Annotated in this window: 21 protein-coding genes, 1 pseudogene and 1 other annotated feature; of the genes and pseudogenes, 10 read left to right on the forward strand and 12 right to left on the reverse strand. The window is 54.8% G+C overall.

Translation table 11 applies throughout. From position 1 onward, the window contains the following. Window positions 1–512: 512 nt before the first annotated feature. Window positions 513–773 carry an AHH domain-containing protein gene (locus tag JJL52_RS18455; RefSeq protein ID WP_202053977.1) on the reverse strand — a complete coding sequence of 87 codons (261 nt, stop codon included), beginning with the start codon at window positions 771–773 and terminating at the stop codon, window positions 513–515. Between JJL52_RS18455 and JJL52_RS18460 the strand changes: the two are divergent. Continuing rightward, window positions 757–1982 (forward strand): annotated as a pseudogene (locus JJL52_RS18460) (IS3 family transposase). The gene JJL52_RS18455 and the pseudogene JJL52_RS18460 sit on opposite strands and share 17 nt — an antisense overlap. Then, window positions 1041–1157 (forward strand) — a sequence feature (AL1L pseudoknot). It overlaps the preceding pseudogene by 117 nt. A 200-nt stretch (window positions 1983–2182) precedes the next feature. On the opposite strand, the gene JJL52_RS18465 reads toward JJL52_RS18460, so the two are convergent. The 4 genes from JJL52_RS18465 to JJL52_RS18480 all read right to left on the reverse strand — a co-directional run bounded on the left by JJL52_RS18465 (window position 2183) and on the right by JJL52_RS18480 (window position 3991). Further along, window positions 2183–2560 (reverse strand): YajD family HNH nuclease, encoded by a 378-nt coding sequence (locus tag JJL52_RS18465; RefSeq protein ID WP_436231531.1) that lies wholly within the window; start codon window positions 2558–2560, stop codon window positions 2183–2185. 260 nt (window positions 2561–2820) lie between these two features. After that, a complete protein-coding gene (locus tag JJL52_RS18470; protein WP_202053978.1) occupies window positions 2821–3276 on the reverse strand; it encodes a DUF1249 domain-containing protein in 456 nt (151 codons plus the stop codon). Beyond that, the gene (locus JJL52_RS18475; RefSeq protein ID WP_202053979.1) at window positions 3273–3689 is read right to left on the reverse strand and encodes a 6-pyruvoyl trahydropterin synthase family protein; all 417 of its coding nucleotides are present in this window, start codon (window positions 3687–3689) and stop codon (window positions 3273–3275) included. Before JJL52_RS18475 ends, JJL52_RS18470 begins: the two co-directional genes overlap by 4 nt. 5 nt (window positions 3690–3694) lie before the next feature. Next, window positions 3695–3991, reverse strand: a complete 297-nt coding sequence (locus JJL52_RS18480; protein WP_202053980.1) for a PilZ domain-containing protein — start codon at window positions 3989–3991, stop codon at window positions 3695–3697. Window positions 3992–4300: 309 nt separating this feature from the next. Here JJL52_RS18480 and JJL52_RS18485 point away from each other — a divergent pair, with 309 nt between their 5' ends. Next, window positions 4301–5314: a tryptophan--tRNA ligase gene (locus tag JJL52_RS18485; protein WP_202053981.1), complete on the forward strand. Its 1014-nt coding sequence runs from the start codon at window positions 4301–4303 to the stop codon at window positions 5312–5314. Continuing rightward, entirely contained in the window at window positions 5311–6027 is a 717-nt protein-coding gene (locus JJL52_RS18490; protein WP_202053982.1) for a hypothetical protein, read from the forward strand. The genes JJL52_RS18485 and JJL52_RS18490 overlap by 4 nt, the downstream gene beginning before the upstream one ends. 129 nt (window positions 6028–6156) lie before the next feature. Here the strand turns inward: JJL52_RS18490 and JJL52_RS18495 are convergent, their stop codons facing one another. Further along, entirely contained in the window at window positions 6157–6732 is a 576-nt protein-coding gene (locus JJL52_RS18495; protein ID WP_202053983.1) for a YigZ family protein, read from the reverse strand. Between the two features lie 32 nt (window positions 6733–6764). Between JJL52_RS18495 and JJL52_RS18500 the strand changes: the two genes are divergently transcribed. Next, window positions 6765–8264, forward strand: a complete 1500-nt coding sequence (locus JJL52_RS18500) for an FAD-linked oxidase C-terminal domain-containing protein (protein ID WP_202053984.1) — start codon at window positions 6765–6767, stop codon at window positions 8262–8264. Window positions 8265–8307: 43 nt separating this feature from the next. Here the strand turns inward: JJL52_RS18500 and JJL52_RS18505 are convergent, their stop codons facing one another. Both JJL52_RS18505 and JJL52_RS18510 read right to left on the reverse strand, forming a co-directional pair. Continuing rightward, entirely contained in the window at window positions 8308–8814 is a 507-nt protein-coding gene (locus JJL52_RS18505) for a hypothetical protein (RefSeq protein WP_202053985.1), read from the reverse strand. Between the two features lie 45 nt (window positions 8815–8859). After that, window positions 8860–10266 (reverse strand): P-loop NTPase family protein, encoded by a 1407-nt coding sequence (locus tag JJL52_RS18510; protein WP_202053986.1) that lies wholly within the window; start codon window positions 10264–10266, stop codon window positions 8860–8862. Between the two features lie 235 nt (window positions 10267–10501). On the opposite strand from JJL52_RS18510, the gene JJL52_RS18515 reads away from it, so the two are divergent. Together JJL52_RS18515 and JJL52_RS18520 are read left to right on the forward strand one after the other, a co-directional pair. Then, complete coding sequence (locus JJL52_RS18515) at window positions 10502–10783, forward strand: hypothetical protein (protein WP_202053987.1); 282 nt, start codon at window positions 10502–10504, stop codon at window positions 10781–10783. A gap of 90 nt (window positions 10784–10873) precedes the next feature. Beyond that, a complete protein-coding gene (locus tag JJL52_RS18520; RefSeq protein WP_236994353.1) occupies window positions 10874–11221 on the forward strand; it encodes a hypothetical protein in 348 nt (115 codons plus the stop codon). Window positions 11222–11264: 43 nt separating this feature from the next. Here the strand turns inward: JJL52_RS18520 and nadB are convergent, their stop codons facing one another. Further along, window positions 11265–12917, reverse strand: coding sequence for an L-aspartate oxidase (gene nadB / locus JJL52_RS18525; RefSeq protein WP_202053989.1), 1653 nt, complete (start codon window positions 12915–12917; stop codon window positions 11265–11267). Window positions 12918–13327: 410 nt separating this feature from the next. On the opposite strand from nadB, the gene rpoE reads away from it, so the two are divergent. The 4 genes from rpoE to JJL52_RS18545 all read left to right on the forward strand — a co-directional run bounded on the left by rpoE (window position 13328) and on the right by JJL52_RS18545 (window position 17101). Then, complete coding sequence (gene rpoE, locus JJL52_RS18530; protein ID WP_005374805.1) at window positions 13328–13918, forward strand: RNA polymerase sigma factor RpoE; 591 nt, start codon at window positions 13328–13330, stop codon at window positions 13916–13918. A gap of 12 nt (window positions 13919–13930) precedes the next feature. Further along, window positions 13931–14503, forward strand: coding sequence for a sigma-E factor negative regulatory protein (locus JJL52_RS18535; protein ID WP_202053990.1), 573 nt, complete (start codon window positions 13931–13933; stop codon window positions 14501–14503). Window positions 14504–14589: 86 nt separating this feature from the next. Then, the gene (locus JJL52_RS18540; RefSeq protein ID WP_272901760.1) at window positions 14590–15480 is read left to right on the forward strand and encodes a MucB/RseB C-terminal domain-containing protein; all 891 of its coding nucleotides are present in this window, start codon (window positions 14590–14592) and stop codon (window positions 15478–15480) included. Between the two features lie 214 nt (window positions 15481–15694). After that, window positions 15695–17101: a DegQ family serine endoprotease gene (locus tag JJL52_RS18545; RefSeq protein ID WP_202053992.1), complete on the forward strand. Its 1407-nt coding sequence runs from the start codon at window positions 15695–15697 to the stop codon at window positions 17099–17101. A 66-nt stretch (window positions 17102–17167) separates the two neighbouring features. Here JJL52_RS18545 and JJL52_RS18550 read toward each other — a convergent pair whose 3' ends face one another. From JJL52_RS18550 to JJL52_RS18560, 3 genes are read right to left on the reverse strand one after another with little or no spacing between them, the layout of a single operon-like run. Continuing rightward, window positions 17168–17596, reverse strand: coding sequence for an HIT domain-containing protein (locus JJL52_RS18550; protein ID WP_202053993.1), 429 nt, complete (start codon window positions 17594–17596; stop codon window positions 17168–17170). 9 nt (window positions 17597–17605) lie between these two features. Next, window positions 17606–18640: a M14 family metallopeptidase gene (locus tag JJL52_RS18555; RefSeq protein ID WP_202053994.1), complete on the reverse strand. Its 1035-nt coding sequence runs from the start codon at window positions 18638–18640 to the stop codon at window positions 17606–17608. Next, complete coding sequence (locus JJL52_RS18560; RefSeq protein ID WP_202053995.1) at window positions 18631–20058, reverse strand: glutamate-cysteine ligase family protein; 1428 nt, start codon at window positions 20056–20058, stop codon at window positions 18631–18633. The genes JJL52_RS18555 and JJL52_RS18560 overlap by 10 nt, the downstream gene beginning before the upstream one ends. Between the last annotated feature and the right edge of the window lie 130 nt (window positions 20059–20188).

Here is a 20188-nt window from a genome sequence, read left to right on the forward strand (position 1 = left end):
GACGCTCCCCGCAAGCCATGAGCGATCACAGCATCAATAAACAAGCGAGTTACAAAAACGCATCCGACATCATCGGGGATTTTGAAAATAGGAATATTCAAAGGCAGTTTGTCTTCGACAAATTTATAGCTTTTAATCCGAAGGGTGTGTGAAGGATCATGCGTAGCCTAAAGAATATCGGACGCATCTTTATCCAAGCAATCGACCGTTGTTAATACGTTCAGTGCATAGTAGGCTTTGCCGCACAGTTCTATGAGCGGCAAAATCTCGCAATGCTCACCGATCAAAGGATCACGAACCTCTACAGCCTTTTTGGAAAGGACAGGCGCTGAGTTCATCCCGGATACAAAATCACGTAGCCGTTTGCTCTTACCCTCGATACGGATTTCGGGAGGGGGGGCCAGACATCAGCCGTAGGAACCGCAACAAAGTTTTTTTGAAAATAGTCGATTGCCATGCGGATATTTACATCCTTATTGCAATCGTAACCAAGCTTCCACAATTTCATATTTTTATTGTGATTGTTGACGAAGAGTATTAGCCAAGTCCTGCAAGCCGTTTACTGCTTGCTCAGGCGTAGTCCAATTCCTAGAAGCTTCATTCACAGCCCTGTAATAGTCATCAGTATGTAAGCTTTGATGAAAATCCCTTGGCAAGCCAATCCCATTAACAGCATCGTCAATACCAATTCCAAGGGCATTTAATCTGAATTGCCCCGGGTTTGATGGCGGCTTCAACTTTTGAGACGATGAAGCGATGAAAGAGAAACCCATAAATCATCATTCACCCGAATTTCGGGAACGGGCGGTTCGCACGGTACGGGAGCATCCGGGCGAATACCCTTCGGAAGGGTCTGCAATTCAATCCATTTCTGCCCAGATCGGCTGTACGGCGGAGACGTTACGCCGCTGACTCAGGCAATCGCAAAAAGCCAGCAGTGAGGCGAAAGGTTCGATCAGCAGCGAAGCGGAACGCATCAAGGCATGGGAACGCGAAGTGTGCGAACTGCGACAAGCCAACGCAATCCTGCGCAAGGCGTCGGCGTATTTTGCCTCCGCGGAGCTCGACCGCCGCTTCAAGCCAGGAAGGCATTTATTGATGAGCATCGTGATGATTACGGGGTCGAGCCGATCTGCAAGGTGTTGCCGATTGCCCCGTCGACGTATTACCTGCATGCGGCACGTCGGGCCAAGCCTGAGCTGCGCGCTGTCCGAGCCCGAAGCGACGAGGTGCGGGGTCAACAGATTCGTCGGGTCTGGGAAGCGCATTTCCAAGCTTACGGTGCGCGCAAAGTCTGGCGTCAATTGCCGCGTGAAGGCTTTTCTCTGGCGCGTTGCACGGTCGAGCGCCTGATGCGGAAAATGGAACTGAAAGGGATCGTACGCGGCAAAACGGTCAAAACGACGATCAGCGATGCCGACGCCGCGTGCCCTTTGGATCGCGTCAATCGGCAGTTCAGCGCCGAGCGGCCGAGTGCGTGGGTAGTGGCGGATTTTACCTATGCCAGAACCTGGCAAGGCTTCGTTTATGTCGCTTTCGTGATCGATGTCTTTGCCCGTTATATGGTCGGCTGGAAAGTCTCTGCTTCTGCACAGACTTTTGTCCTGGATGCCTTGGAGCAGGCTCTCTATGACCGCCAACCCGCCGGAGAGGGGCGCCTGCTCCACCCTAGCGGCCGCGGCGGGCAGTACGTTTCGATCCGCTCTACCGAGCGTTTGGCAGAAGCCGGCGTTGAGGCTTCGGTGGGTAGCGTAGGTGACTCCTATGATAATGCCCTGGCCGAAACCCTCAATGGGCTGTATAAAGCCGAGGTGATTCACCGGCAATCCTGGAAAACCCGCGAAGCCGTGGCGCTGGCCACTTTGACCTGGGGCGACGGGTTTAATCATCGGCGGCTGCTGGGTTCGAGCGGCAATCGCCCTCCCGCTGAAGCCGAAGCCAGGCATGATCGACAACTTTCCGAGTCGGCGCTTGTCGCATGACTCACAACCCACAGCCTCCGAGAAAACCGGGGCGGTTCACTTGAATTTTTTTTCGGATAGCGTGCGTGGTCGTGGCGCTTCCGTGGAGTATTTGTCCCGTCGCTTTTCCTCTTTCAGTTGGGAATAGGTTACACCATTTATATGTGGGACTAAACACCTAATCATTTGAATATTGAGAGAATTGTCTTGCTGTCTTCTCTCTATTTTTTTTGCATCAGATCTTTTAATCCCGCAAACGGATTGTGCGTAGCGGCAGGGGATGAGGTTTTTAGGGTCGGCGAGCTGCCGAAGCGCATTTCCTCGTAACGGGAGTGTTCGTTGTCGTGGCAATAAACGCACAGCAATTCCCAGTTGCTGCCATCCGGAGGATTGTTGTCGTGGTTGTGATCCTTGTGATGAACAGTCAATTCGCTGAGATTTCTGGATGTAAATTCCCGCGCGCAACGGCCGCAAATCCACGGATACATCTTGATCGCCCGTTCCCGGTAGGTGGCTTCCTTAAGTTGTTGATTGCGTTTGACCTCGGCGATGAATTGATCCATTTTATCTTTGTCGAGGGTTGTTTTTTTTATAGTCACGGCAAAAAATCTCCGAAAAGGCGGATAAAACGAAAAAGGAATGCTTTTTCCGGACATGCGGGATTGCGGGATGGGCAAAATCGCAGCGTCGCGTTGTCAATGGGCATGCCGTTTGGCCGGCGCTTCGAATGTTCCTGCTACCGCTGAGCAAAAAGTATTCCTGTCCTGTATTAAAAATAACAGGCAAACATCAGGCATGCAACGCATTTTAAATAGCTATGTCCGGTTGGATAGAGACGAATCTATTGGTCCGGTCCAAGCTAGGCGATGACGGTTGTCTCGATGTTTTCGGAACTGAACCGGTAGTTCTTATTCAGGCAGTGTTCCAGCCATTTTTGCAGAAAGTAATTCAAGCGCCATTTATAATTCATGATTTCCAGGCTCAGGCCGGGGTTCCTGTAGACCTTGGCGACGGCGGCGCGGGCATGGTCGCTAATCACTTCGGCCAGCTGCAGGTCCAGATAAAGCCGTATTGTCACGGCGGGTTCCAGAAACTCTTCCAGATTCCGTTTGAAACTGTGGCTTAACAGGATCGTCAGCGTATAGGGCGAGCGTTCGAGCACTTCGAGATGGAGGGCGGAACTGTTGTCGGCGACGCCGATCGCGGTATCGCGGCAGTCGAACAGATGCGGAATCAAACGCAGGAGTTTCTGGTAATTGGCGGCGCAGATCTGTTCGAGGCAGAAGGACTTATTGACGGGATTCAGTTGACTCATAATCGTGGCGAATCTTCGCTGTAGCAGGCATAGGCGCTGGCGGTTTCCCAGAGCACGACTTGCGCGACATTCAATCCGGCCTGCTGAAGATAGCGGTAAATCATTTTGCTGAGCACTTCGGCGGTCGGATGTTCGTCGAGGGCCAGAAAGCGTTCGTTGTTCGCGATCAGCATCGGGATGATCGGATCGTCCTTGTGCAGTAAAAAGTTATGATCGAGATATTGATCGATATAGGCTTCGACAGCGTCCCTGAGGTCCGAAAAATCACAGACCATTCCTTGATCGTTAAGCTGTTCCTGCCTGATTGAAATCGAGGCCTTGACGCTGTGCCCGTGCAGATGGCGGCATTTGCCGGGATGGTTCATCAACCGGTGCCCGTAACAGAAATAGACCTCTTTGGTGATGGTGTACATGTCAATCAACATCCTTTGATGCTTTTGATCGCCGCGGCGATTTCGAAGCCGCGGCCGGTTAAGGGGATACAGCGGACGATTTCGATGAAGGCGGTAACCGGAGGGCCGAGCGGGCTTTTGACGACGTGTATCTTTGCGGCTTTGCCCAGCGGCAGCGCCTCGGGGAGGACAAAAGAGACGCCCGCGCCGCTGATGGTTTTGCAATGGCCTACGAGTTGTTCGGTCGAACCGGCCAGTTTGACGACGATTTCGCCGCCGCTCGTCAGTCGCGCGTGATGACGTTGTTCATTCGGATCGGGCAAAATTTATAACCTGGATTGAGTGGTAAAACAAAGGAATTCGGAAAACGCGGTGGTTTTACTGTACCCAGCTTAGCAAAAATCAACCGGAAAAGAAAAGCCTCTTCGTGCGTGCCGGCCTGGTCCGCCTATTTTGCCGGTATTTGGCCTGCAAAAGGGCCGGAATTTCGGTAAGATGTGCAGCCTGACCCGCTGCCGTTCGGCTTGAAGGCCGCGCCGTGCCCGGGAGGCTCCATAGCCGTATACGGGGGACGGCCGGCGCCGAGTGTGCGGGGGCGTAAATAACAAACGAAGATCATCGAGTGGGTATCAATGACGAAAGCAACGGTATTAACAGGCATTACGACCACGGGTACGCCGCACCTGGGCAATTATGTCGGCGCGATTCGGCCGGCGATCGCGGCGAGCAAGAACGACAATGTCGCGCCTTTTTATTTTCTGGCTGATTATCATGCATTGATCAAATGCCAGGAGCCGGACAGGGTACGGCAGTCCAGCCGTGAAATCGCCGCGACCTGGCTTGCCTTGGGCCTTGATACCTCGAATGCGGTTTTTTACCGCCAGTCGGACGTTCCCGAGATCCTGGAATTGACCTGGATTTTGACCTGTGTAACCGCCAAAGGTTTGATGAACCGGGCGCATGCCTACAAGGCCGCCGTGGCCGAGAATGAACAAGGGGGCGAAAAGGATCCGGATAAGGGGATCACGATGGGGCTGTTCAGTTATCCGATTCTGATGGCGGCCGATATTCTAATGTTCAAGGCCGACAAGGTGCCGGTCGGCAAGGATCAGATTCAGCATATCGAAATGGCGCGGGACATCGCGGCGCGCTTCAACCACATTTACGGTGAGCATTTTACCTTGCCCGAAGCGGTGGTCGAGGAGCACGGCGCGACCTTGCTGGGACTTGACGGACGCAAGATGAGCAAGAGCTACAACAACACGATACCGCTGTTCGAACCCGAGAAAAAACTCAGAAAGCTGATCAACAAGATCAAGACCAATTCGCTGGAGCCGGGCGAGCCCAAAGACCCGGATACCTGCACGCTGTTCAGTGTTTACAAAGCCTTTGCCACCCAGGCCGAAGTCGCCGAAATACGGCAGCGTTATGCGGACGGCATCGGCTGGGGCGAGATGAAACAGGTATTGTTCGAATACATCAACGAGCATATCGCCCCCGCCCGAGAGCGGTACGAGGCGTTGATGCAGGCGCCGGACCATATCGAGCAGCAGTTACAGGAGGGAGCGCGGAAGGCGCGCGCGATCAGTGTTCCGTTCCTGAAGGAATTGCGCGAAGCGGTCGGTATTTCCAGGATAGCGGTGTGAACGACATTACCTTCAGCAACTGGCTGCGGGAGTCCCTGCAGTTTATCGGCCGCGGCCCCGGCATCTGGTTCGGTTGTTGCCTGGCGATCGGTTTGCTGATGCTGCTGGGGCATATCTCTTTGGCGCTGGGCGTGTTCGCGTCGGTTGTCAGCCTGTTCGTCGGTGTCGGCGTGGCGAAATATATCGACCTGAAATACAGCGCGGATAACCCGGTACCGTTGTCGTGGGCAATCAAAAAAAGCCTGCCGCTGGCCATCCTGGCGGCAGGCGCCCTGGTTTTTTTCTGGGGCGTTTTCAGGACGGTTGCAGGCGTCACCGCCGGCGACTGGCAGAACATCGCCAAGTTTTTCTTCGACTGGGAGTACACGCCGGAAAACCTGCAGCGGCAAACGATGCGCGAGTTGGCGATCTGGCTGTTCGGCTATGCGAACGTCGCACTGATGTTTTGCCTGTTGATGCTGAACAGCTTCGCGAGCTGGTTCAGCTATCCGCTGATGCTGTTCAGAAATTATCGTTGGAGCGCGGCGAAAGAGGAGGGGAGACAAGTGCTTTCCCGGCACGCGAATGCGTTCTACAAGATGCAGGGTTTCATTTTCCTGCAGGCGATGCTTTGCCTGTCCGTGACGCCTTTCTTGACGCCGGTCCTTTATATGCTGACGTCGACAATGATGTATGTGTCTTACCAGAGTTTGTTCGGGGCCAAGACCAAGTAAAAAGCGTTAAATGCAACCAAGGATTTGGCCGATATTAATTTCCTGGTATGAGGGGTAGACCAGCCAGGTTTTTAAAACCCGGCAGGTCTTGGGCCGTGAAGTGGTTTGGAGCCGAATCCTAACTTCTCGTCAGATTTTTTCGAACAGCGGAAAGGATTGCTGCAGCGTGGGCAACTGTTCCGCCGGCAGTTCGAGCACAAGGTTGATCTGCTCGGCAAACTGCTGATCGACGATACGCCCATTCAGCTTTTTGAGCAGATATTCGAGAGGCTGCAGCTGGCTGTACGTCACCGATAATTTGACATTGGCCATCTCGATAAAAGGTTCGATGTCGGCTTCGTCGATCACCCGCTTGGCTGCGTTCCCGTAAGCGCGGGTCAAGCCGCCGGCACCGAGCTTGATGCCTCCGAAATAGCGGACCACCACCAGCAGCACGTCGATCAGATTTTTGCCTTCCAGATGTTGAAAAATCGGTTTTCCGGCCGTGCCGGACGGCTCGCCGGCGTCGTGGAACCGGTAGACGAAGCCTTGCGGCGTCCTCAGGCGGTAAGCGTAAACGACATGCGTGGCGTCGGAGTATTCGCCATGCAGACGGTGCAGGTGCCGGGCGACCGTTTGCTCGTCCCGGCATGGAAAAATCATCGCGATGAATCGCGACTTTTTGATGTTGTCTTCAATCGTGTGTTGAGATTTGACACAATACAAGGATCACTCCGAATCTGGACCGCAAACCGCGTATGATAACAACACATCCGCACCCTTCCGAAAAAATTCACCATCAGGTCGACCGCAACCGCCTGCTTGAAGAATTCCGGCGCCTGTTACCGCCCGCGTCGATTTTGACCGAGGCCGAAGCGCTACGCCCTTACGAATGCGACGGCTTGTCAATGTACCGCTGCCTTCCCTGGGTGGTGCTGTTGCCGGAGAACGTGGAACAGATTCAACGGATCATGAAAATTTGTAGCCGCCACGGCGTGCCGGTCGTGGCCAGAGGAGGAGGAACCGGGCTGGCCGGGAGCGCCTTGCCGCTGGAAAACGGGGTGCTGCTGGTTTTATCCAAACTGAACAGGATCCTCGAACTCGATCCCGCTAATCGGCTGGCCAGAGTGCAGCCCGGCGTGCGCAATATTGTGGTCTCGGAAGCGGCGCGGCCTTACGGCTTGTTTTATGCGCCCGATCCGTCGTCGCAGATTGCCTGTACCCTGGGCGGCAATATCGCGGAAAATGCCGGCGGAGTGCATTGCCTCAAGTACGGCTTGACGACCCATAACGTGCTGGAAGTCAGGATCGTGACGATGGACGGCGAGCTGGTGACGCTCGGCAGCGGCGGACTGGATGGGCCGGGGCTTGATTTGCTGGCGCTGATGGTCGGTTCGGAAGGCCTGCTTGGCATTGCGGTCGAAATCGCCGTCAAGCTGCTGCCGCTGCCTGAGGATACACAAGTCGTGATGGCGGCATTCGACGAGGTCGAAAAGGCGGGCCGGGCGGTTTCGGAAATCATTGCGGGAGGCCTGCTGCCCGCTGGCCTGGAGATGATGGACCACGCGATTATCCGGGCGGCCGAGGATTTTGTCGGAGCCGGTTACCCGGCCGAGGCGGAGGCGATTTTGATCGTCGAATTCGACGGGATGCGGGAGCAGGTCGAAGAGGATTTGGCGCGCGCGCTCGGCTTGCTGGATGCATGCGGCGCTTATCGGCTCGACGTCGCCGCCACGCCTGCGGACAGGCAGAAATTGTGGGCGGGCCGTAAATCGGCCTTCCCGGCGGCAGGAAGAATCAGCCCCGATTATTACTGTATGGACGGCACGATTCCGCGCCGTTTTCTGGCCGAAACGCTGAAAAAAATCGCCGACTTATCCCGGCAGTACGGTTTGGCCGTCGCCAATGTATTTCATGCCGGCGACGGCAATCTGCATCCGCTGATTCTTTACGATGCGGCAAAATCCGGTGAGCTCGCTAGGGCGGAGCAACTGGGCGGGGCGATCCTGGAGCATTGCATTGCGGTAGGCGGCACGATCACCGGCGAGCATGGCGTCGGCATCGAAAAAATCAATCAGATGTGCCTGCAGTTTCAGGCAAACGAACTGCAGCAGTTTCAGGCGGTCAAGCGCGCTTTCGACGTGGAGGGGTTATTGAATCCCGGCAAGGCGGTTCCGAGCTTGCACCGCTGTGCGGAATGGGGAGCGATGCATGTGCATCAGGGCCGCTTGCGTTTTTCGGATATCGAGCGGTTTTAGAAGCAAGGCGATCGGCGAAACCTTCCGCTGCCAAGGCGAAGGGTCAAATCAGTTGACCGAGTCCGAACGCGCCGAGATAGGTCGTTATGAAATACAGCAAAGCCAGCACGATGCTGGCGATCACATTGATTTCGACGACCTTTTTGAAGATGTAGGTAACCAGAGTAAAATCCCAGAAAATCAGCGCAAACAGAAGGTAATAGCTGAACGGATCCTCGCTGACGGTCACCCAGATCATTACCGGTATGACGAACAGAGCGACCACATTCGCGCAGAGCATCATTGCGGTCGTCACCTGCACGAAACCGTACAGTGTTTTATTGAAAAACATCATCAGACCGATAAACAGCACGGTTAACCCCGTTTCGAGCGCGACTTCGTAAAACGACTCGATCGGATCGTCGGTCATGTTGGCCTGCAGGAAATACTGGACCAGGAAATAAAAAATCAGATTCTGCTTAAAGAAACCGGTCGACCGGGTCAATTCGAGCGGATTGTGCCTAAACCAGCATAAAGGCAGATACTGCCTGATGATGTCGACGGTTGCCATGGTGGTACGAACCCGTATGGTACGCTAGCGGCCGATGATGTTTAATCAGGGTATTTGTTTGGGCCCCTTGTTGTCGGCAAAAACGTCGAAAAGCTGTGCATTATAGGCGCTGAACGTGTCGTTCAGCGATTGGACCAGATCCTTCGTTCTGCTCGTCAGTTGAGCCAGCCGGACCTTGGTTTTTTTATTCCAGAGGGCGGGTTCGGTGACCGGCAGCATCATCCGCGAGAAAGTCAGGTTTTTTTCGAACATCCCGGCCGGATTCTCGAGCAGGTTGAGTTCCTTTTGCCGGTTATTCAACTGGTTGATCACCATCTTCGCGTGCAGCCGGCTAAAGATCAAATGAATCGGCGTCATGATCACGATCAGCACCAGCAACGAAATCGGTCCCAAAATCGGGTCGATCAGCGTCGCCAGGACAATGCCGGTGTTGATTTCGGCGAACAGCGCGAGCACGATGAACAGGCTGAGCACCAGCAGACTGGACATGTTGACTCGTTCTTTCCAGGTCGCGATGCCTTTTTTGACTTCGGGCACGATGACGTTTTCGATTTCGGCGATATTGCTTTCGAGTGCCTGCAAAATCCGGTACGTCCGGTCGTAGCCGACATTGGCAAGCCGCTGATCGATCAGGCTGAAGTCGACCTTGCCCGACTGCGGGATGAATCCGCTGTCCTGGCTCGGCAAAATCATGAACTGGCCGGAGGAAATGCCGAGATCGGCCAGTCGCCGCTGCCAGCTGGAGATGATCTCGCCGGTTCTTGCCGAGTTCAGCGCGGCAGGGGCATCGATCAGATAAATCACTTTGTTGGTGTCCTGATGCCGTTTGATCTGTTCGATCAGGTCATCCAGCAAAGGCGACGGCGTCTCGAAGGTATCGGTGAAAACAAATACCGTATCGGAATTCTCGATTGCGTAACTCACCAGAAAGGACGTCACGGCGGTAGCAGGCGTCGCGCTGATGCTTGGCGCTTCGATGAACAGCTTGCCTTTCAGGTGATCGCTCGGCAGCGTTTTGAGTTCCAGGTAGGCGTTGATGCGGCTGCCTTCGCCCGGCTGCAACTGTTCGAGCTTGCGGCTGATTTGATAAAACGGGAAACGATGATCGACATCGAGCGCCGTACCCGGCAGGGTGGTCGGGCTGGTCTGATTGTTGTGCAGCAGCACCGAGAATTTGTTATGCGAGGTTTGCAGGCCGGTGAGCTGGAGATCGGAGCCGAAATAAGCATTCATGAATTTCGACTTGGCATTCGATGCCCCGCCGATCAAGGTGACAATCGGCCACCAGGAGCATTTGGTGGCGGTGGTGTCGTCCGCACCGATCAGGCCGAGGTCGTACTCCAGCTGGTCGAGCTCATGAAAGACTTTGGCGGTTTTTTGCAAAATCGGGCTGTCGCTGGCGAAGTATTTTTCCAGATTGGACAGGTATCTGCTTAAAGTCTTTTCAGTCATGTCTTCACACCGGTCTGTTAAATTTATTATTGTTGGTATAAAAAGCCCCATGCTTGCCGCCATGTTTCGGGCTGGCGAACGGATACTCGGTATTCAGTACACCAATGAACATGAGCGACAGAGGCCCGCTACCGGTTTGTTAGTCCGCGCTTTACAAATTTTTAATTCGCTTGGGCGAGGAATCCACATGAGCCGTCGCGCACACACTTACCAAAGCGGTTAAAAACCCTTACCCTTGCTCCGAAAGAAAACCGCAAAAAAAGCGTATTTGTACGATGATACAAAAAATGGAAAAAATATCAAAGGTATTTTATTGATCGAAGACGTGGGGATTCGGGCTCGGCAGGCGGTTACGGCAGAGCGTGAGGCTCGGGTTTTGAACGATGATTCACCGCAAAGCCGTTTTGTCTGTACTCGACTGCTTGATCGGGTGAAGCGCGCCGATCGGCCGAATTTTTGCCTGGTAGAGGTTTTGTGGATTTTTATCCACGCGGACAGTGAATTTGTGTATATTTGATGGCTTTTAAACCGGGTCGTTTAGAGGGCCCCCTGTTTGAATAGCCGATCGACTATGACGCAGCCGTATTTTTTTCGTTTGCCTATCTTGATGCTGATTTTCTTGTTGGCGGGGTGCGCGTGGCCATGGGTCGGCAATCTCGGCGGCACAGGTTTGAGCAAGGAAGAGTTTGCGCGCTATGTCGAAGAAGTGTTCCGCTTTCAAAACCGGATGACCAGCGAGGTGATGATGCTGACGGCAACGGACGAGGGCAACGACTTTCCCGGCTTGCTGAAATCCGAACAGCGCATGCAGCTGGTCTGTGCGCCATTGAACGAATATGTGTCCCGCGATATTGAAGGGCTCGGCAGCGGCCTGAGCCTGCAGCGGCAAGTCGTCAAGACCGCCTTCGATTGCGACCGCGCCGCGCATGAGGTCGATCGGCTGTTGAGACATTGAGCCGGTTGCCGCCTTGCGAAGAGGGCTCAGGAAAAGCCTGTCCTTAGTCGCCCATTTCGTAGGTGTTCCGTCCCTTACGTCTCACCGGGCGCAAGACCGTTGGCTGAGGCGGTTGACTTTGGTCGGGTTCGGGGTAATCCAGCGTGTAATGCAGTCCCCGGCTTTCCTTGCGCAGCATGGCGCTGCGGATGATCAATTCGGCAACGATGACCAGATTGCGCAGTTCGAGCAGATCGCTGGTGACCCGGAAATTGCCGTAATACTCGGCGATTTCCTTCTTGAGCAGTTCGACCCGATTCCTTGCCCGATGCAGCCGTTTGTCGGTCCTGACGATCCCGACATAATCCCACATGAAATTTCTGAGTTCGTTCCAGTTGTGCGAGACGACGACCTCTTCATCCGAATCACTGACCTGCGACTCGTCCCAGGCCGGAAGCGTCGGCGGCGGAGCAATCTCCGGCAATCTCCTGACCAGGTCGATATGGGCGCGTTCCGCGAAGACCAGGCATTCGAGCAGTGAATTGCTGGCCATCCGGTTGGCTCCGTGCAGTCCGGTACAGGCGACTTCGCCGATTGCATACAGATTGGCGATGTCGGTGCGCGCATAGCTGTCGGTCATGATGCCGCCGCAGGTGTAGTGGGCTGCCGGCACGACCGGAATCGGCTGGCGGGTAATGTCGATGCCGTAGTCGAGGCATTGCTGGTAAATGGTCGGGAAGTGCTCGCGGATGAAGGCTTCCGGCTTGTGGCTGATGTCCAGGTAGACGCAGTCGATGCCGCGCTTTTTGATTTCCGCGTCGATGGCGCGGGCGACGATGTCGCGGGGGGCGAGTTCGCCGCGTTCGTCATAAGTGTGCATAAACGGCGCGCCGTTCGCCAGGATCAGCTTGCCGCCTTCGCCCCGCACCGCTTCGCTGATCAGAAAGGCGCGTGCCTCGGGATGATAGAGGCAGGTCGGATGAAACTGCATGAATTCCATGTTGCTGACCCGGCAGCCCGCACGCCAGGCCAAGGCTATCCCGTCGCCGGTCGAGCTTTGCGGGTTGGTGCTGTAAAGGTAGACTTTATTGGCTCCGCCGGTTGCCAGCACGACGGTGCGCGCGGCGATCGTTTTGACCTGTTGTTTCTCCGTATCCAGCACATAGGCGCCGAGAATGCGCCTGCCGGTCGGGCTGTCGTTGTTTTCTGCGGGGCCGGTGATCAGTTCGACCACGTTGTGGTTTTCGAACAGTTCGATATTGGCATGCTCGCGCGCACGTTCGATCAGCGAGAGAGAGACGGCTTTGCCGGTCGCGTCCGCGGTGTGTACGATGCGGCGGTGAGAATGCCCGCCCTCGCGGTGCAGGTGCAGTTTGAATTCGCCGGATTCGGTTTCTTCCCCGGTAAAAATCACGCCCTGGCTGCGCAGCCAATTGATTGAGCTTTTTCCGTGCGTGACGGTCAATCTGACAATTTCGGGATCGCAGAGGCCGGCGCCGGCAATCAGGGTATCCTCGATATGCGATTCGATCGAGTCGCCAGCGTCGAATACGGCGGAAATACCGCCCTGTGCATAAAAAGTGCTGCCTTCGGTTAACGCAAATTTCGAAAGTACGGCAAGACGGAGGCCGTGCTCGGCCAATTTTAAAGCTAAACTTAAGCCGGCGCCGCCGCTGCCGATGATCAGGACATCATAATAGGGTGCTGGAGTATGCATCTGAAAGTGAAGAAGATATGCGGAGTGATAGCCGGAGAATGAGTTTTGCTAACCGGGCGAAAGCATAGTGCGTTCGGTTGAGACTAGTATTAATCGGCAATTTATGTTAATTGAATACGGTATAACAAAAAAAATACATTTGCTTAAGGAAAACCACGAATCAAGCGGATAAACTCCTTTTCTCGTTAGGAAAAGGCTGGGGCGGAGATATGTTAAATCAATAGCTTATCTTCTCGTTTCGACCTTTTCCAGGAAGAAGAGAGCGCTTATCCGGAGCTTCCTTAAGGGCTAGGCTGGCTTAGTTCGCAAGCATGATGGATAATAGCCATTTTTGCCGCGAGAGCAATTATTTTTGTTACTGCCGAACTAATACAGTTTAATTCTGTCCATTCTACCATCCACAGGCACAAGTGAAGAGTCATTCAAGGGCGAGCGAACAATTGGACGAAGACCTGGTATTGCGAGTGCAGCAGGGCGACAAGTCCGCATATGATCTTCTAGTGATCAAGTACCAGCATAAGATTGTCCAGTTGGTCAATCGCTATGTTAAAGATCCGAGCGAATCCCAAGATGTCGCGCAGGAGGCTTTCATTAAAGCCTACCGGGCGCTGGGCAGTTTCCGCGGCGAAAGCGCTTTTTATACCTGGCTCTACCGGATCGCGATCAATACGGCGAAAAATTATCTGATGTCCAGGTCGAGACGAAATGTCGATATGCAGATAGATGTTCAGGATGCGGAAGTCTATGAAAACCTGCCGCAACTGCATGGTCAGGAAACTCCCGAACGGGAACTGCTGAGCCGCGAGATTGTCGAGACAATCAAGTCGGCGATCGCAAAACTGCCCGAAGAAATGCGGGTGGCCATTATGCTGAGGGAATTTGAAGGAATGAGCTATGAGGAGATTGCTCAGGCGATGGATTGCCCTGTAGGAACCGTGCGTTCACGCATTTTTAGGGCGCGCGAAGCAATTGATAGTAAACTCAACCCCCTGCTCGATTGACGGTGATATTCGATGCATGAAGATCTGATTCAAAAAATTTCTCGATTCCTGGACGATGAGCTTCCTGAAGACGAAGCATTGAGCCTCTTACAAAAAATGCGGATCGATTCCGAGCTGGCCGACAAGATGCGCCGTTATGAGACGGTCAGTCACGCAATCAAAAACGACGATTTATTGGTCGCGGCAAGGCCCGATTTCGTTAGTTCAGTCAGTAGCCGGATTCAGCTCGAGCCGACTTACCTGATTCCGAACGCCGAACGGCGCTGGATTCGAAACCGACGTTTTACGCGTCCGCAAAAAATTGCTGCCGCCGCCGCGTCGGTTGCGGTGATTGCTCTTGTTGCGCACCTGCAGCGGCCCGAGCCGGCTCCGAACCAGAAAATGGTAGTCGCCGCAATCAAGTCTTCGGCCGTCTCGACTGACTCCGCTCCCGCTCCTAAACCGGTGGCTTCCACAATACCTCGAGCTTCCTATCCGGTCAACCGACAAATCAGCGATTATCTGCAAGCTCACAGCAGCATTTACACGCAGGGAGAGGTTGGCTTCCACCCTTACGCACAAGTCACTCAATACAGTCAAAAATGACGCTGGTTGTTCGCTTCATCCTGATATTTTTCTTTTCAACCGGATCGGTTTTCGCTGAAGATAACAAGTTAACTGCCAGACATATCTTGACGAATATGATCCAGGCCTTGAGGACTCTCAATTACGAAGGCACTGTCGTGTTTTGGCGCAACGGCAGGCTCGAAACCATGAAATATTTTCATGCGGTCGATCATGGAAAGGAGCAGGAGCGCCTGGTCGCTTTGAACTCGCCTTTGCGGGAAGTCGTCAGGAACGGCGATGTGGTCAGTTGCCGTTACAACGATACGCAAGGCGTGGTGTTCGACCATCGGCCCTACGAGCGCTCTTTTTTGGTCAATTTTTCCAGAACGCTGGCCGAGCTGGACGATTTTTATGAATTCTCGCTCTCCGGCAAAGAAGACGTGGCGATGCTTCCCGCCTATGTGATCGATATTGAGCCGAAAGACGAATTTCGGTATGCGCGGCGGATTTGGGTCGAAAAGCTTCAGTTTTTGCCGTTGAAAACCGCCGTCTACGATGCTTCGGGCGCGCTTCTCGAACAGGTCGTATTCACCGAACAGCATGTCAAGGCGGCATTGCCGTTCAGGGAAGCGGGACCCGAGGCCGGACAAGCAAATACGTTGGCGGGGCAGGCAATAAAAGACGGCAATACCGGCGTTTTACCGTTTACCGTAACGGACTCACCCGCCGGTTTCAGACCGATCTATTTTGCGCGAAAAACGATGCACGATTCCCATTTGCCTGTCGATTATTTATTGATGAGCGATGGCCTCACGTCGATTTCCGTCTATAAGGAAAACAAAAGTCCCGAGATGGAGCTGGGGTTGCGGTCGGTCGGCGCAACCAATTACTACAGCCTCAGTCTTGGAGATTATCAGATAACGGCAATGGGCGAGGCACCGCCGGAGGCCGTGAAATCTATCGTTGAGGGCGTCAGGTTGAACCCGCCAATCGTTCAGAAACTTCAGCCAAAATAACTTTTGATGCGTAAGAAAGTCGGATCGATGACCCGGGAAGCCGACAGGGCTGTCCCGATATGCAGCGCTTTGAGCTTTTTCTATCGCGCTGCATTGTTCGGCTAAGCTGTGCGAATCGGCGCTCTTTAATTTTTGAACAGTTTATTTTCGGCCCTGTCGCTCATGCTCATGAGCGGACAGGTGATAATTTTTATTGATTGGGATTAGAAATTTTATGCTTAAAAGGCTCGGTTGGTCCGTTTTTCTGGTCTTTTTGTGGGGCCATGATGTGTACGCGCAATTGCCTGATTTTACCGAAATGGTCAAAAGAAACGGCGTGGCGGTCGTCAACATCAGTACCACCCAAAAAGCTTCTCCGGAAACCAGCAATCTTCCTCCCGAACAACAGCTGCCCGAAGGCTTGCCTCCGGAAATGGAAGAGTTCTTCAAACATTTCTTTAATGGGCCGGGGGGCGATTACATTCCGAGGGATACGCAATCGTTGGGTTCCGGATTCATCATCTCGTCGGACGGCTATGTGCTGACCAATCATCACGTGGTCAAGGATGCCGACGAAATTGTCGTCAAGCTGACCGACAGAAGGGAACTGCTTGCAAAACTGGTCGGTTCCGATGCACGGACCGATGTAGCCCTGCTGAAAGTGGAAGCCAAAGACTTGCCGACCGTAACGATCGGATCGCCGGAAAAACTGCAGGTCGGCGAATGGGTGCTGGCGATCGGCTCGCCTTTCGGCTTCGAGCAGTCGGTAACGGCCGGTATCGTCAGTGCGAAAGGGCGCAGCCTGCCCGGCGGCAATTATGTGCCGTTCATCCAGACCGACGTGGCGATCAATCCGGGCAATTCGGGCGGCCCGCTGTTCAATATGAACGGGGAAGTCGTCGGCATCAATTCGCAGATCTATAGCCGGACCGGCGGTTTCATGGGCTTGTCGTTCGCGATTCCGATGGACATCGTGAGCAATGTCGTCGATCAGATCAAGACGAAAGGCAAGGTGTCGCGCGGATGGCTCGGTGTGCAAATCCAGGATGTGACCCGCGAGCTGGCCGAATCGTTCGGCATGAAGCGTCCGCACGGGGCGCTGGTCGCGAAAGTCGTTCCGGGCAGCCCTGCGGAGAAGGCCGATATTCAAATCGGCGATATCATCACCGAATTCAACGGCCACGAAATCGAAACCTCGGGCGAGCTGCCGCCGATGGTCGGCATGACGCCGATCGATGAAAAAGCGGAAATCAAGCTGATCCGCCAAGGCGAGACGATGACCGTGCCGATCCAGATCGGTTTGTTGCCGGAGCAGGAGGAAAAGTTGGCGGATGCCGGCAATAAAGGCCAGATCAAACCCGATAATAAACTCGGCATTACCGTCACCGAACTGACCGCCGAGCAGCGGGAAGCGCTGGAAGTGACGAAGAACGGAGTGCTCGTGCAAAATGTCGGCAAAGGGCCGGCCAAGGAGGCCGGAATTCAGCCGGGCGATGTGATCTTGCGCATTCAGAGTGCGGCGATCAAAAACGTCGCCGATTTCGACAAGGTGGCCAAAAACCTGCCGGAAGGCAAACCGATTGCGCTTCTGGTTCAGCGGCGCGGTAATCCGATCTTTTTGGCGCTTAAGATAGGCAAGTGATCTTGCCGCTTCAACCGGCGCCGCAGGCAGATGCCTGCGGCGCCGGCCCCCTCTCTCCTCGGGTTTTTAAACCTCGACTAAAAAGCCTCTAAAGCGGGCATTTATCTGTTCGAAAATCGCAGCGATCTTGTCTTCGGAATAAGGAATACGGTCGAATTTTCCCCACACCGGAGCAGGCCAGGCCGGGTCGGTCTTATACCTTACGATATGATGGATATGGAGCTGGGGAACCAGGTTGCCGATGGCTGCGATATTCATTTTGTCGGCCTGGTAGAGGGCTGCAAGATTTTCCGCGAGAAAACTCGATTCCGCCGTCAAGGTGATCTGATCGACCTGGCATAATTGATAAATTTCGGTCAGGCCGGTTTTTTCCGGCACCAGAATAAACCAGGGATAGCGGCTGTCGTTCATCAGTAGGAGCCGGCACAATCCGAAGCGCCCGAGCGTGATGGCGTCTTCCGCCAGACGCGGATGCAGGGTAAAGGATTCGTTCATCGGTGAGAGTCAGGGGCAGGAAAAATTCAGGCGTTCCATCAAATAACACAGGCAATCCTGTCGGATCACGCGCTCGTCCAGTGTCAGCATCGATGGCATCGTCGGGCGGATGATTTGCAGCGTGCCGTTGTGCAGGCCGAAGAACTGGCCGGCCACATCATGGCCCTGTTCGTTCTGGACGAGGAGGAGGGAGGAGAGCGGGACCTTGCTAACCTGCCCCAGCACCGTGCCCGCCGCAATTTCGGTAAAATTCATCCGCTCCAGATCCTCGCTTAATAATAAATCCGAGTCGCTTCGGCTGAAGCTGAACGAGACATGGTCGGCAATCCGGGCCTGTGCGACCGTATGGAACAGGTCGATGTCGCCGACGTGCACCGGCTGCTCCGGCAACGCGGACAGATGCAGGCTGCTGTCCAGAAACTCGAACGCATGATCGACGCCGTATTGCTGGCCGGGACGGCCGCACTCGATCGTTACCGAAGGGCATAACTCGGCGAATGCGGCCGACTGTACGCCGGTAGGACGCCTGAAATAAACGACCAACCGGCCGAACAGCGTTGCCAACTGCAGAAAGCGGTTATCGAGCCGGTTGATGCAGGCGTAATGCGGATTCAGGCCGGTATTGTTATGGATATCGATGCTTGCGAAGGGCCGGCGTTCCCGCATCGCCTCGAATACCGCCGCAGCCATCGCGGTTTCCGGGGAAGCCGGCAATTCGGTGCCGGGCCAGATGCGGTTGTAGTCGGGCTGGTGCTCCAGCCGGCGGACATCGCGTGCGGCTGCATCGACATTGCCTAAAAAGAGCGCGAGCGACCGCGGCAGTTCCCGATTTCGGTATTTTTTGAGCAGGCGCTGCACGGCCATGAAGCCGGTCGGTTCGTTGCCGTGCAAGAGCACCGAGACGAACAGCGGTTCGTCCAGCCTGCCCGCCAGATGAATCAGCGTAGGTTTCGGCAACAGCGCCCGTAAACGCACCGTGTCGATATCCAGCAAGCCGGCCGGCAGGCTGTCCAATTGGGTAAAAAGACGCTCCGTCACTGCCATTCGCCGACCGGTTTGCCGCTGTTCTGATTTTTGAGATAGGAACGGGTCATCGCTGCAAAATCGCGTTGATGTTTTCCCGCATAGCGCCTTTGCCAGCCGCAGCCGTTTTGCTTGTTTGCGAGGCGTTGGCGGATAATTCCCAAGTAATTGTCGATGTCGGATGCACTGACGCCGAATGACTGTAAACCTTTAACCGCACGCGGCAGGAATTCGGTTCGCAAAAGCTGCTCGATCCGGTGCCGGGAACCGTCGGACCAGACGAGCGTGCTGTCGAGACCGTGCCGGGCGGCATGATAGAAGTTGTCCTTGGCTTCCGGGAAAGTCAGCGGCAGGCCATGCTGCATCGCCTGCTCGCAGAGGTTTTGCGCCAAGCCGAAATAGAACGCCGCATTGGCGATCGCATCGACCGGGGTCGGGCCGGCGGCCGGCGTCCGGTGCTCGATCCGGATATGGGGCGTGCCGTCCGCGTCGAAGCCGATCAGGGGGCGATTCCAGCGCCAGATCGTGCCGTTGTGGAGGCGCAAATGCGCGAACTGTTCGGCGTCAGTATCCAGATTGACCGGCAGCAAGGGCGGAAAATGCGCGAGATTTTCTTCGAAGCATTCGAACACCGACTGCCGCAAATAGCCCGAGCCGAAGCTGACGCGATGCAGCGGGCCGCGTGCTGCCCCGTTGTAACCGCCTGTTTCGGCGGCCTGTTCGAATAACGGAATCCGGGTTTCGTGCCAGAGCTCCTTGCCGAACAGAAACGGCGAATTGGCGCTGACCGCCACGACGGGAGCGGAGGCGATGATCGAGGCGTTATAGAAATGGTGCGCCGATTCCAGCGGCAACTGAATGTGCGTTTGAAAAGAGGTCGTTGCCGATTCGATCATCACATTATGATGGTCGAATTTGAGATGTTCGCTGCCGTGGATATCGATATGGATCGGCATCCCGCGCGCCTGCAGGATCTGCTCGTTCAAGGCCTTGTAACGGTGCATCTCGGACATGTTGCCGAGGTGCAGGTCGCTTTGCGCAAGGGTCGGCAGAATGCCGATCATGACCGCGTTGTGATTCATCCCTTCGGCATGGCGGACGGCGTTTTGCCAGATGCGCTCCAGGCGGTCGTGCAGTTGGCCGAATACACTACCGGTCAGGGGCGCCGGTTCGCAGTTCAGTTCGAAATTGAACTTGGCGAGCTCGGCGCTGGCCAGCGGATCGTTCAGCGTCTCCAGATACTGTTTATTGACCGGCGCGGGACGCATCGCCCTGTCGACCAGCCAGGCCTCGACCTCGAACCCGGCAACGGGCGGCCGCTTCGAGCACGCGTTCCGTTCGATTACCTGCTTGAGCAACATGGTTTCCCGGACAAGTCTCTGGCGGAAAGCGATAAAATCGCCTTCTTCAAATTGGGTCCGCGTGATTTCTTGTCCCATGGCGGCATTCCTGGCTGACAGCAATAGCCCATCATACGGGCTTTTCAAAGGCAGCGTCAATGGTTGGCGCTTACGGCTCATCACCTATCAGTTTCAGATAAACTATGCCGTGTACACAACTATTGATTCA

The sequence above is a fragment of the Candidatus Methylomicrobium oryzae genome (assembly GCF_016745425.1).
Lineage (GTDB): Bacteria > Pseudomonadota > Gammaproteobacteria > Methylococcales > Methylomonadaceae > Methylomicrobium > Methylomicrobium oryzae.